The 12,029-nt window shown below is 73.2% G+C and carries 9 protein-coding genes; 5 read left to right on the forward strand and 4 right to left on the reverse strand.

Annotated elements, in window-relative coordinates:
• Positions 1–7: 7 nt before the first annotated feature.
• The 3 genes from ACIPSA_RS18945 (at position 8) to ACIPSA_RS18955 (ending at position 6,829) form a co-directional block, all read left to right on the forward strand.
• On the forward strand, positions 8–4,036 hold the full coding sequence (locus tag ACIPSA_RS18945) for a molybdopterin-dependent oxidoreductase (RefSeq protein WP_402636678.1): 4,029 nt from the start codon (positions 8–10) through the stop codon (positions 4,034–4,036).
• Between the two features lie 176 nt (positions 4,037–4,212).
• Positions 4,213–6,327 carry a molybdopterin cofactor-binding domain-containing protein gene (locus ACIPSA_RS18950; RefSeq protein ID WP_402636681.1) on the forward strand — a complete coding sequence of 705 codons (2,115 nt, stop codon included), beginning with the start codon at positions 4,213–4,215 and terminating at the stop codon, positions 6,325–6,327.
• 31 nt (positions 6,328–6,358) lie between these two features.
• A complete protein-coding gene (locus tag ACIPSA_RS18955; protein ID WP_402635968.1) occupies positions 6,359–6,829 on the forward strand; it encodes a (2Fe-2S)-binding protein in 471 nt (156 codons plus the stop codon).
• 116 nt (positions 6,830–6,945) lie between these two features.
• Here ACIPSA_RS18955 and ACIPSA_RS18960 read toward each other — a convergent pair whose 3' ends face one another.
• On the reverse strand, positions 6,946–7,503 hold the full coding sequence (locus tag ACIPSA_RS18960; protein WP_402635971.1) for an NAD(P)H-dependent oxidoreductase: 558 nt from the start codon (positions 7,501–7,503) through the stop codon (positions 6,946–6,948).
• A 100-nt stretch (positions 7,504–7,603) separates the two neighbouring features.
• Between ACIPSA_RS18960 and ACIPSA_RS18965 the strand changes: the two genes are divergently transcribed.
• The gene (locus tag ACIPSA_RS18965) at positions 7,604–8,284 is read left to right on the forward strand and encodes a TetR/AcrR family transcriptional regulator (RefSeq protein WP_402635974.1); all 681 of its coding nucleotides are present in this window, start codon (positions 7,604–7,606) and stop codon (positions 8,282–8,284) included.
• 5 nt (positions 8,285–8,289) lie between these two features.
• Here ACIPSA_RS18965 and ACIPSA_RS18970 read toward each other — a convergent pair whose 3' ends face one another.
• Positions 8,290–9,426, reverse strand: a complete 1,137-nt coding sequence (locus ACIPSA_RS18970) for an FAD-dependent oxidoreductase (protein WP_402635977.1) — start codon at positions 9,424–9,426, stop codon at positions 8,290–8,292.
• 20 nt (positions 9,427–9,446) lie between these two features.
• Positions 9,447–10,130 (reverse strand): TetR/AcrR family transcriptional regulator, encoded by a 684-nt coding sequence (locus ACIPSA_RS18975; RefSeq protein WP_402635980.1) that lies wholly within the window; start codon positions 10,128–10,130, stop codon positions 9,447–9,449.
• Between the two features lie 138 nt (positions 10,131–10,268).
• Between ACIPSA_RS18975 and ACIPSA_RS18980 the strand changes: the two genes are divergently transcribed.
• On the forward strand, positions 10,269–11,315 hold the full coding sequence (locus tag ACIPSA_RS18980; RefSeq protein WP_402635983.1) for a LacI family DNA-binding transcriptional regulator: 1,047 nt from the start codon (positions 10,269–10,271) through the stop codon (positions 11,313–11,315).
• A gap of 322 nt (positions 11,316–11,637) precedes the next feature.
• On the opposite strand, the gene trxA is transcribed toward ACIPSA_RS18980, so the two are convergent.
• Positions 11,638–12,024 carry a thioredoxin gene (trxA, locus tag ACIPSA_RS18985; protein WP_402635986.1) on the reverse strand — a complete coding sequence of 129 codons (387 nt, stop codon included), beginning with the start codon at positions 12,022–12,024 and terminating at the stop codon, positions 11,638–11,640.
• Between the last annotated feature and the right edge of the window lie 5 nt (positions 12,025–12,029).

Below are 12,029 nucleotides of genomic sequence, written 5' to 3' on the forward strand. Positions count from 1 at the left end.
CTGCGGCATGGTCCTCGACGTCGGCAGCGGACCGGACGGCCGCCGTGCGGTCCTGAAGGCGTCCGGCGACAAGGAGCACCCCGCGAACTTCGGCCGGCTGTGCACCAAGGGCGCCACCACGGCCGACATGCTGTCCGCCCCCGGCCGGCTGACCACGGCCCTCCTCCGGCCCGAGCGGGGGGAGGAGCCGGTGGCCACCGCCGTGGACGCGGCGATCGACGAGACGGCACGGCGGCTGCGGGCGGTCGTCGACGAGCACGGGCCGGACGCGGTGGCGCTCTACGTCTCCGGGCAGCTGAGCCTGGAGGCGCAGTACCTCGCGAACAAGCTGGCCAAGGGCTTCATCCGCACCAACCAGATCGAGTCGAACTCCCGGCTGTGCATGGCCAGCGCCGGCACCGGCTACAAGCTGTCGCTCGGCGCGGACGGCCCGCCCGGCTCGTACCAGGACCTCGACAAGGCGGACCTCTTCCTGGTCATCGGCTCGAACATGGCCGACTGCCACCCGATCCTCTTCCTGCGCATGATGGACCGGGTCAAGTCGGCGGGCGCCAAGCTGATCGTCGTCGACCCGCGCCGCACCGCCACCGCCGCCAAGGCCGACCTCTTCCTCCAGATCGAGCCGGGCACGGACCTCGCCCTGCTCAACGGCCTCCTGCACCTCCTGCACGAGAACGGACACACCGACCCCGACTTCATCGCCGCCCACACCGAGGGCTGGGAGGCGATGCCCGGGTTCCTCGCCGACTACCCGCCCGCCACCGTCGCCGAACTCACCGGCATCCCCGAGGACGACATCCGCGAGGCCGCCCGGCTGATCGGCGAGGCGGGGGAGTGGACCAGCTGCTGGACGATGGGCCTCAACCAGTCCACGCACGGCACCTGGAACACCAACGCCCTGATCAACCTCCACCTCGCGACCGGCGCGATCTGCCGCCCCGGCAGCGGCCCCTTCTCCCTCACCGGCCAGCCCAACGCGATGGGCGGCAGGGAGATGGGTTACATGGGCCCGGGGCTGCCCGGACAGCGGTCCGTGCTCGTCGACGCCGAGCGCGCCTTCACCGAGGAGCTGTGGGAGCTGCCCCCGGACACCATCCGCGCGGACGGCGTCGGCAGGGGCACCGTCGAGATGTTCCGGAAGATGGCCGACGGGGACATCAAGGCCTGCTGGATCATCTGCACCAACCCGGTCGCCTCCGTCGGCAACCGCAAGACGGTCATCGAGGGCCTGGAGGCCGCCGAGTTCGTCGTGACCCAGGACGTCTTCACCGACACCGAGACCAACGCGTACGCCGACATCGTGCTGCCCGGCGCACTGTGGACCGAGACCGAGGGCGTCCTCGTCAACAGCGAGCGCAACCTCACCCTCGCCCGGCCCGCCGCCGACCCGCCCGGCGAGGCCATGGCGGACTGGCGGATCATCGCCGCCGTCGCCCGCGCCATGGGCTACGAGCAGGGGTTCTCCTACGACAGCGCCGAGCAGGTCTTCGAGGAGATCAAGCGCGCCTGGAACCCGAAGACCGGCTACGACCTGCGGGGTGTCACCTACGGGCGGCTGCGTTCCACCCCCGTCCAGTGGCCCGCGCCGACCCCCGACGGCCCCGACCGCAACCCCGTCCGCTACGTCGGGGAGGACGGCTCCCTCACCTTCCCCACCGCCACCGGCCGCGCCGCCTTCCACCCCCGCCCGCACATCGAGCCGGCCGAGATGCCGGACGACGACTATCCCTACGTCCTCAACACGGGCCGCCTCCAGCACCAGTGGCACACCCTGACCAAGACCGCGAAGGTGCCCAAGCTGAACAAGCTCGACCCCGGCCCCTTCGTCGAACTGCACCCGCGGGACGCGGCCGGACTGGGGATCGCCGAAGGGGACTCGGTGGAGGTCGCCTCCCGGCGCGGCCGGGCCGTGCTGCCCGCGGTCGTCACCGACCGGGTGCGGCCGGGCTCCTGTTTCGCGCCCTTCCACTGGAACGACCTGTTCGGCGAGTACCTGAGCGTCAACGCGGTGACCAGCGACGCCGTCGACCCGCTGTCCTTCCAGCCCGAGCTGAAGGTGTGCGCGGTGTCGCTCACCAGGGTGTCCGCGCCGGTGACCGTGGCGGCCTCGCCGCAGGTCCCGGTCGAGAACCCGATTGAGACCCCGGCCGCCGCGCCGACCGCCCTCGCACCCACCGCCGTCCATCCCTCGCCCGCCGCCGTCTTCGGCCTCGACCCCACGCCCCCGCCGGTCCTGACCGAACGCGAACGGCAGTACCTGGTCGCCTTCCTCGCCGGCATCCCGGCGGGCGCCCCCGGCGTACCCGTACTGCCCCCGGACGCCCCGTTCAGCCCCGGGCACGCCCTGTGGGTGAACGGCACCCTCGCCGGCATGTACTCCCGCACCTCCACCGTCCCGGCCCCGTTCGAGGAGCCCGACCCCGGCCGCCGGGTCGTGATCCTCTGGGCGTCCCAGACGGGCAACGCCGAGGAGTTCGCCGCCACCACCGCCGAGCGGCTCACCGCCCACGGCCATGCCCCGTCCGTCGTCGCCATGGACGAGGCCGACCCCGCCGCCCTGCCCTCCGACGCCGACCTGCTGCTCATCACCAGCACCTTCGGCGACGGCGACGCCCCCGACAACGGCGCCGGCTTCTGGGACACCCTCGCCGCGCCCGGCGTCGGCCGCCTGGAGGGACGGCGCTACGCGGTGCTCGCCCTCGGCGACTCGTCGTACGGCGACTTCTGCGGCCACGGCCGCCGCCTGGACCGGCGCATGGACGAACTCGGCGCGGAACGCCTGGCACCCCGCACGGACTGCGAGCCGGACTACGAGGGCGCGGCCCATGTCTGGCTCGACCAGGTGCTCACCGCCCTCAAGGGCAGCCCGTCCCCGTCCCCGGCGCCGCCGGCCCCGGCGGCTCCCCGCGCCAAGCGCCCCGCCCCGGTCACCGCACTCCTCACCGGCAACCGGCTGCTGAGCCTGCCGGGCGCCGGCAAGGAGGTCCGCCGGTTCACCTTCGACACCCGCGACAGCGAGGCGCCGCTCGTCTACGAGGCGGGCGACGCCCTCGGCGTACGGCCGCTCAACTCCCCTGACCTCGTGGCGGAATGGCTGACCGTCACCGGTCTGGCGGCGGACACGGCCGTAGAGGTCGGCGGCGCCGGCGAGATGGCCCTCGGCGAGGCGCTACTGCGCCATCTGGACATCACCCGGATCACCCCTGATCTGCTGCGTTTCGTCGCCGGACACGCGCGCGACCCGCGTGAGCTGAAGAAGCTGCTGCGCCCGGACAACAAGGGCGAGCTGGCGCGGTGGTCCTGGGGCCGGCAGGCGGTGGACGTGGTCGCCGAGTTCGGCGTCCGGGCGGCGGCCCAGGACTGGGCCGGGGCCCTGGGGCGCCTGCAGCCCCGCCTGTACTCGATCTCCTCCAGCCCGCTGACCGACCCGCACCTGGTCTCGCTGACGGTCTCCGTCGTCCGGTACGAGAACCTGCACGGCAGCCCCCGGCAGGGCGTCTGCTCCCCGTTCCTCGCCGACGCCGGGCCCGGCACGGCCGTACCCGTCCACGTCCAGCGCTCACCGCACTTCCGGCCCCCCGCCGACCCGGCGACTCCCATGGTGATGGTCGGCCCCGGCACCGGCGTCGCGCCCTTCCTCGGCTTCCTGGAGGAGCGCCGGGCCCGCGGTCACCGGGCCCCCAACTGGCTGTTCTTCGGCGAACAGCACCGGGCCACCGACTTCTACTACGAGGACGAGCTGGCCGCCTTCGTCGCCGAGGGCACCCTGGACCGCCTGGACACCGCCTTCTCCCGGGACCAGCGGGCCAAGGTCTATGTGCAGGACCGGATGCGCGAACACGGCCCGCTGCTCTGGTCCTGGCTCCAGGACGGCGCCCACTTCTACGTCTGCGGCGACGCCTCCCGCATGGCCAAGGACGTCGACCGCGCGCTCAGGGACGTCGCCGTCTTGCACGGCGGGCTGACGGAGGAGGACGCCGTGGCCTACGTCAAACAACTCGCCGCCGACCGGCGCTACGTGCGCGACGTCTACTGACCGGCCCGGGTCTCGGCAGGAGACTAGGCCCCGGCACGCAACCGATGACCGGGCCGACCCCTCATATCTGTCGAGACACGAGTCGTGTCGCACGGACAATCGACAGGAGCGCTCGTTTGGACGGCAACGAGTCCCCGCGGCCCCGCCCGGCCGACGGGTTGTCCCGCCGGAGATTCATGGTCTACACGCTGGCGGCGACCACCCTGACCGTCGCCGCCCCGCTCGGCTGCGACGCCTCGTCCGCGGAGGGCGCCGAGCCCACCGCGGACGGCGCCGGCCGCGCCGCCTCCGACGTCCTGGTGACCGGCACCGACGAGGAGATGCTGGTCCTGGAGGTCACGGCGGCGAACAAGATCGTCGTACGGCTGCCCCGCGTCGAGGTCGGCCAGGGCATCACCACCGCGGTCGCCATGATGATCGCTGAGGAGCTGGACGCCCGGCTGGACGACGTCACCATCCCGCTCGCCGACGCCCGGACCAAGGGCAACCAGTACACCGGCGGTTCGAGTTCGGTCAGGTCGCTGTACGGCCCCGCCCGGCAGCTCGCCGCCACCGCGCGCGCCAGACTGGTGACGGCGGCCGCCCAGCGGTGGCGCCTGCCCGCCCACACCCTGCGCACCCGCAACACCAGGGTCGTCGCGCCGGACGGGCGCACGGCCACCTTCGGGTCGCTCACCGAGAGCGCGGCCCGGATCCGCCGCACGGCCGTGCCCGACAGGCCCAAACCGGCCTCCCGGCACCGGCTGATCGGACGGCCGACGTCCCGGATCGACGCGCGGGACATCGTCACCGGCCGGGCCCAGTACGCGGGCGACCTGTCGGCCGCGGGAGCGAAGCCGACCGTGGTGGCCCGGCCGCCGACGGTCCGGGGCAAGCTCGTCTCGGTGGACGACAGGGCGGCGCGGGCCATGCCAGGGGTGCTCGCGGTCGTCAAGGCGGCCGGCGGGGTCGCCGTCGTCGCGGAATCCTTCCACTACGCCCTCCAGGCCCGGGACGCGCTGCGCATCACCTGGGCCCCGGGCCCGCTCGCCCCGCTCTCGGACGCGGGCATCCGGACCCGGCTGCGGGCCGCGGTCCCCCGGCTCTCCGCCGCGCCGCACGGATCGAGCCAGGTCGAGGGCGAGTTCGAGTTCGCCTTCGTCAGCCACGCGCCGATGGAGGTGCTGACCGCGGTGGCCGACGTACGGGCCGACCGCGCGGAGTTCTGGTTCTCCTCGCAGACGCCGATGGACGCACGCGACACTCTCGCCGACCTGGTCGGAGTGCCGAAGTCCAAAGTCCGGGTCCATGTCGTGCGCGGTGGCGGCTCGTTCGGGCGGCGGCTGGACTTCGACGCGGCGATCGAGGCCGCTCTGATCTCGAAGGCGGCCCGCCGCCCGGTGAAGCTGATGTGGACCCGGAACGACGACATGCGGCACGGCCGGATGCGCCCGGCCAGCCAGCATCGGATCCGGGCCAGCGTCACGCGCGGCCGGGTGGTGGCGTTCGAGCACGCGATGGCCTCGGTGGGCGAGTCGTCCGAGGGCAAGGGCCTGACGGCGCAGGGCGGTGCGAGCCCGGCCGCCCTGGTCACCCGTCGTACTCCCGCGGCAGGCCCGCTGCCCAGCGACAGTGGCCTGTACAACTTCGGCCGGGTGTCGGGGAATTCGGGCGGGATCGAGCTGGCCATACCGCTGGGCGCCTGGCGTTCGGTGGACTCCGGCACGATGCGGACGGCGGAGGAGGTCGTCGTCGACGAGATCGCCCGGGCCCTGGGCAAGGACCCGGTCGCGTTCCGGCGCACCACGCTCCGCAGCAAGGCCGTGAAGGCCGTGCTCGACAAGGCCGCGGCCGCCGGACACTGGGGGCGCGCCATGCCGGCGGGCACCGCCCAGGGCGTGGCCGTCCACGAGGAGTACGGCTCCTGCGTGGCCTGCCTCGCCGAGATCGACGCCACCGACCCGAAGAAGCCCCGGGTGACCAAGGTGGTGATGGCCGCGGACGTCGGTACGGCCGTCAACCCGCGCGGTCTGGAGGCCCAGCTCATGGGTACCGCGATGGACGGGATATCCACCGTCCTCCTGGCCGGTCTCCACATCGACCGGGGTGCCGTCCGCGAGGGCAGCTTCGCCGACTTCCGCTACGCCCGCCAGGCGCAGGCCCCCCTGCACTTCGAGGCGCACATCATGCCCTCCCGCGGGGAGCCGGGCGGCGCGGGCGAACTCGGCGTGCCGGCCGCGTCCGGCGCCGTCGCCAACGCCTACGCCCGGGCGACCGGCACCAAGCCGCGCCGCTTCCCGCTCGACTTCTGATCAGCCGCCGATCAACTCCGAGAAGGCACCGATGCGTTCGTACTCCTTCGTCCTCAACGGGAAACCCGTCACCGTCGAGGCGCCCGCCGACATGCCGCTGCTGTGGGTGCTGCGCGACATGCTCGGGGTCACCGGTCCCAAGTACGGCTGCGGGGTCGGCGTCTGCCGCGCCTGCACCAGCCACCTCGACGGCGCGGAGATCCAGCCCTGCGTCGTACCGGTCGCGGACTGCGCGGACCGGAGCGTCACCACCATCGAGGGCCTGGCCGACGGCGACACCCTCCACCCCGTGCAACAGGCCTGGCTCGACTGCGACGTGGCACAGTGCGGCTTCTGCCAGCCGGGCCAGATCATGGCCGCGGCGGCCCTCCTGAAGAAGACGTCCGAGCCGACCGACGCCGACATCGACCGGATCGAGAATGTCTGCCGCTGCGGCACGTACTTCCGGGTCCGGGAGGCGATCAAGAAGGCCGCGGCGGACGGCCCTGCCGCGGAGCACTGACCCTCGGCACGTGAGCCACGGGACCGGGCGGGGCGGCAGGGGCGGCGTACGGCGGGCGGCCGCAGGGGCCGGAGCTCCGTGAGCTCCGGCCCCTGCGGGACTCGCGACGGTCCGGATCAGGCGGCCGCGGCCACGTTGCCGTGCAGCTGCGCCACGACCTCGGCCAGCTGCGCGGCGACCTCGGCGTCGTCGGCCGGGTGGGTCTCGGCGAAGCGGGTCAGCGAGCCGGGGATGGACAGCTTGACGTCCTCGAGGACCTTGCCGCCGGCGATGCCCACGGCCTTGCGGGCCTCGTCCTGGGCCCACACGCCGCCGAACTGGCCGAAGGCGGTGCCGACCACGGCGACCGGCTTGCCGCCGAAGGCGCCGGCGCCGTACGGGCGGGACAGCCAGTCGATGGCGTTCTTCAGGACGGCCGGGATGGTGCCGTTGTACTCGGGGGAGAAGAGCAGGAACGCGTCGGAGGCCTGCGCGGCCTCACGCAGCTTGGCGGCGGCCGCGGGGACGCTGCCCTCGACGTCGAGGTCCTCGTTGTAGAAGGGGATGTCGGCAAGGCCCTCGAACAGGGCGATCTCGGCGCCCTCGGGAGCGTGCTTGACGGCGGCCTCGGCGAGCTGGCGGTTGGTCGAACCGGCGCGAAGGCTGCCGACGAGCGCGAGGATGCGGACAGACATGGGGAACTCCAAAGGGCTGAAACATTGCCGTTACGAACCGGACCGAGGTCCGCTTACCGTTGTAGCAGCATAACCGGACCGCGGTCCAGTTTTCTTCCCGGTGCTTTACGCTGTCTTCATGTCCAGCGCCCTGCCGCCGTTCCCGAAGCCCCAGGAGCCCTTCGACGCGCCTCAGTTGCTGGAGGTCGGCTCCGGGCCCGATGAGCCGTGCCTGCGTGCCGACGCGGCCCGCAACCGCGCGCGGCTGCTGGAGGCCGCGACCCGGCTGATCGCGGAGCACGGGGTGGCCGGGGTCACGATGGAGGCGGTGGCGGCGGCCGCCGAGGTGGGCAAGGGGACGGTCTTCCGGCGCTTCGGCGACCGCAACGGCCTGCTGACGGCGCTGCTCGACCACTCGTCGAGGCAGCTGCAGGCCGATTTCCTCGGCGGGCCGCCCCCGCTGGGCCCCGGTGCGCCGCCGGTCGAGCGGCTGCGGGCGTTCGGCGTGGCGGTGCTGTACCGCTTCGCCGAACAGCTGGACCTGCAACTGGCCGCCCAGCCGGAGGCGAGCCGCCGGTTCTCGCACCCCTCGGTCGGGGCACTGCACACGCACGTCATGATGCTGTTGCGGCAGATCCTGCCGGACGCCGACTGCGATCTCCTCGCCCAGACGCTGATGGCGTCCCTGGACCCGGCCCTGATCAACCACCTGACCAGGCGGTGCGGGATGCCGATGGAACGGCTGGAGGCCGGCTGGGTCGACCTCGTCGCCCGTGTGACGGGTACGGCGCTGCCCGGCTGAGTCGCTCAGCCGTGGGCCGCGAACATGTCCACCAGGCCCTGCGGGGCGTCGTCACGGAACAGCGCCACGCCGCCGTGCGCCGACTCGGCCGCCGACGCCTCGCCACGCGGGAACAGCTTCTCCTCGTAGGCGGCCAGCGCGGCCTCTACGGCACCCGGGTCCGCGGCGATCGCCAGGCCGAGCTCCGCGCCGTCGAGCAGGGCGAGGTTGGCGCCCTCGCCCGCGAACGGCGACATCAGATGGGCGGCGTCGCCGAGCAGCGTGACGCCGGGGACCCGGTCCCAGCGGTGCCCGACCGGAAGGGCGTGGATCCGCCGGGGCACCAGCGCGCCGTCCGCGTCCGCGACCAGTGCCCGCAGGCTCTTGTCCCAGTCCGCGAAGTGCTCCAGCACGGCCGCCTTGGCCGCCTCGGTGTCGGCGAAGTCGATGCCGTCGAGCCAGTCCTCGGGGCTCTCCAGGGCGGCGTACACGTGCAGACTGCCATCGGTCTCGCGGTGGGCGAGGAAGCCGCGGCCCGGGCCGAGGGCGAACAGCATGCCGTCGCCGACCACCTCCGCGCTCACCGGGTGGCGCACGTCCGCCTCCAGCAGGTCCGCCTCGACGAACGACACGCCCGTGTAGGCCGGTCGGTCGGGGGAGAGCAGCGGGCGGATCCGTGACCAGGCGCCGTCGGCGCCGACCAGGAGGTCCGTGGTGAACGCCCCGCCGTCCGCGAGGGTCACCTCGTGACGGCCGTCGCCCAGCGGGCGGGCCCCGACGACCTTGGTGCCCCAGCGGACCGTGCCCTCCGGCAGCGAACGCAGCAGCAGGCCGCGCAGCTCGCCGCGGTCGATCTCGGGCCGGCCGCCGGTCCCGTCGTCGGGTTGGTCCATGCGGACCACGGCGTCCTTGTCGAGGATCCGCATCTGCTGGCCGCCCGGGTGCACGAGCGTCAGGAACTCCTCGTGCAGGCCGGCGGCGCGCAGGGCCGCCTGGCCGGAGTCGTCGTGGATGTCGAGCATGCCGCCCTGGGTGCGCGCGGCGGGGGAGTCGTCCAGGTCGAAGACGGCCGCCTCGATGCCGTGCACGTGCAGGACACGGGCGAGGGCGAGCCCGCCGAGACCGGCGCCGACGACGGCGATGGGGTGGTGGGCGGTGGACATGGTGGCCTCCTGAGGGATGGTCAGTCGGGTACGGCGGTCCGCTCGATGCCGTTGATCAGCGCCTGGAACGCCCACGACAGGCGGGCCTCGGGCGCCCCCGACAACAGCTCGCCGGCGGTCGCGGCGATGAGCGGATGGGTGCGGTCGGACACGTTGCCCAGGACTCGGCCCAGGGCGTCCCAGTCGTCCTGCGCGGTGGGCGAGGTGTCCTGTCCGGCGTGCTCGGCGGCGGTCGCCGTGGCGTGCTGGAGCAGCAGGTCCACGCCCCAGGCGGCCTGGGCGGGCGGCACACCGCCCTCGTCGAGCAGGGTCAGCAGCGTTTCGATCAGGTTCAGATAGTGCGGGCCGCTCGGGCGGGCCGTCAGCGCGGAGCGGGCCAGGCCGGGGTGCTCGAAGAGCATCGCGGTGTACGCGGTGAGCACCCGCTCCAGACGCTCCCGCCAGGTGCCGTCGGCCGGAGCCGGCCCGATCGTGCCGAGCAGCTCGTCCAGGACGGCCGCGTGCAGCTCGTCGGTGTTGCGCACGTAGACGTACAGCGAGGCCGGGCCGGTGTCGAGCTCCTGTGCCAGGCGCCGCATGGTGACCTTCCGCAGTCCTTCGGCGCGCAGCACGGCGACGGCGGCGGCCACGATGCCCTCCCTGCTCAGGGCGGGCTTGGCCGGGCGCTCGCGGCGGCTGCGGGGGGTGTCGGGGCGGGCTGTCATGCCCCCACGGTAACAAACATGTTCGTTGCGAACAAGTTCGTGACGAACATGTTCGTGCCATCGCGTCGCCGTGTCCGGGTTCGTGCAACTGTGAACCACGTTCCCCCGCTGATTCGGTCGCTCCGGGCTTCTGCCAAGATGCGGTACGTCATGGTGCAGATACCGAACACGCCCTCGCCCGCGTCGCCCGCACCGCGCTCCGTCCCCACGAGTGCCGATGTCGCCCGCCTGGCCGGCGTCTCGCGCGCGACCGTCTCCTACGTCCTCAACAACACCAGTGCCGTGCGGATCAGCGAGCCCACGCGCCGCCGCGTCCACGAGGCCGCGAAGGAACTCGGGTACGTGCCGCACGCGGCCGCCCGCAGCCTGCGCGCCGGACACAGCCGCATGGTCCTGATGCCCGCACCGGCCATCCCCGTCGGCCCGCTCTACGGCCAGTTCCTCAACGATCTCCAGTGGTCCCTCGGCCGCCTCGACTACACGGTCGTGCAGTACGGCACCGTCGGCCTGCACGGTGACGAAGCCGCCCGCGCCTGGGCCGAGTTGCGGCCGGTGGCGGTGCTCGTCCCGGGCGCAGGGCTCGGCCCCCAGGGCGTCGCCGTCCTCAAGCGCGCCGGCGCCCGCGCCGTGGTCACCCTCGGCCCCGAGAGCGTCGAGGGCGCCCACACCCTGCTGATGGACCACGGCAGCGTCGGCCACTGCGCCGGCGTCCACCTCCACGCCCGCGGCAGGCGCCGTATCGGTGTGGTCGTACCCGAAGAGCCCGGCCTGGAGGTCTTCTCCCGGCCCCGCCTCGAAGGCGTGCGCCGGGCCCTCCGCGATACGGACGCCACGGTGACCGAGCTGCCCCTCGCCCACGAGGAGCGGGCGGCCGCCGAACTCGCCTCGCGCTGGCGGGACTTCGACCTCGACGCGGTGTTCGCCTACAACGACGAGTACGCGATGCTGCTGATGCGCGCCCTGCAGGACGAGGGCGTCCGCGTCCCCGAGGACACGGCCGTGATCGGTGCCGACGACCTGATGCTCGGGCGGCTGCTGCGGCCCCGGCTCAGCACGGTCCGCATCGAACTGCCGTCCGGCCGCGCCCTGGCCGAACTGGTCGACCGCGCGGTACGCGACCCCGCGGGCGCGCCGGAGACCCACAAGGTGCTGGGAGCCTCGGTGGTGCACCGGGACTCCAGCTGACTGCGGACTTCAACTGACGCCGGACTTCAGCCGATGCCGGACTCCGGCTCGCTGTGGACTCCGGCCGGCCGCCGACTCACCTCGGTCGGCCGCGGCACGCTTCCGGCAAGGGCTCGTTCTTCCACATCAACGACCGTGAACGCGTGACCGTACGACGAGGCCGTGGCCCCCTTCGGCGGTGTCGCCGCGTCCGGCACCGGCGCCCGCTTCGGCGGCGAGGGCCAACCTGGAGGCCTTCGCCGACGTGCGCCGGACGGCGGTGCGCGGGGACGTGGCGCCGTATCCCTTCCAGGGGCCTTCGCCCTGGAGGGCCTTCAGGAGGTCACTCGCCGTTCTGCGCGGCCTTGGCCTGCTCCTCGGCGATGCTCTTGCGGACCGCGTCCATGTCGAGCTTCCGGGCCTGCCCGATGACGTCCGCCAGGGCGGCCTCGGGCAGGGCACCCGGCTGCGCGAACACGGCGACCTGGTCGCGGACGATCATCAGCGTGGGGATCGACTGGATGCCGAAGGCCTCGGCCAGCTCCGGCTGCGCCTCGGTGTCCACCTTGCCGAACACCAGGTCCGGGTTCTCCTGCGCGGCCTTCTCGTAGACCGGGGCGAACATACGGCACGGCCCGCACCAGGACGCCCAGAAGTCGATCAGGACGAACTCGTTGTCCGTGACCGTCGCGTCGAAGTTCTCCTTGGTGAGCTCCACGGTGCTGCTCATGCCTG

It is taken from the genome of Streptomyces sp. NPDC086549 (genome assembly GCF_044746205.1).
In the GTDB taxonomy this organism is placed as follows: domain Bacteria; phylum Actinomycetota; class Actinomycetes; order Streptomycetales; family Streptomycetaceae; genus Streptomyces.

Coding starts and splice junctions, on each gene's coding strand:
- ACIPSA_RS18950 (WP_402636681.1), top strand. CDS start 4,213: ATGGTCTACACGCTGGCGGCGACCACCCTGACCGTCGCCGCCCCGCTC.
- trxA (WP_402635986.1), bottom strand. CDS start 12,024: ATGAGCAGCACCGTGGAGCTCACCAAGGAGAACTTCGACGCGACGGTC.
- ACIPSA_RS18955 (WP_402635968.1), top strand. CDS start 6,359: ATGCGTTCGTACTCCTTCGTCCTCAACGGGAAACCCGTCACCGTCGAG.
- ACIPSA_RS18980 (WP_402635983.1), top strand. CDS start 10,269: ATGCGGTACGTCATGGTGCAGATACCGAACACGCCCTCGCCCGCGTCG.
- ACIPSA_RS18945 (WP_402636678.1), top strand. CDS start 8: ATGGTCCTCGACGTCGGCAGCGGACCGGACGGCCGCCGTGCGGTCCTG.
- ACIPSA_RS18975 (WP_402635980.1), bottom strand. CDS start 10,130: ATGACAGCCCGCCCCGACACCCCCCGCAGCCGCCGCGAGCGCCCGGCC.
- ACIPSA_RS18960 (WP_402635971.1), bottom strand. CDS start 7,503: ATGTCTGTCCGCATCCTCGCGCTCGTCGGCAGCCTTCGCGCCGGTTCG.
- ACIPSA_RS18970 (WP_402635977.1), bottom strand. CDS start 9,426: ATGTCCACCGCCCACCACCCCATCGCCGTCGTCGGCGCCGGTCTCGGC.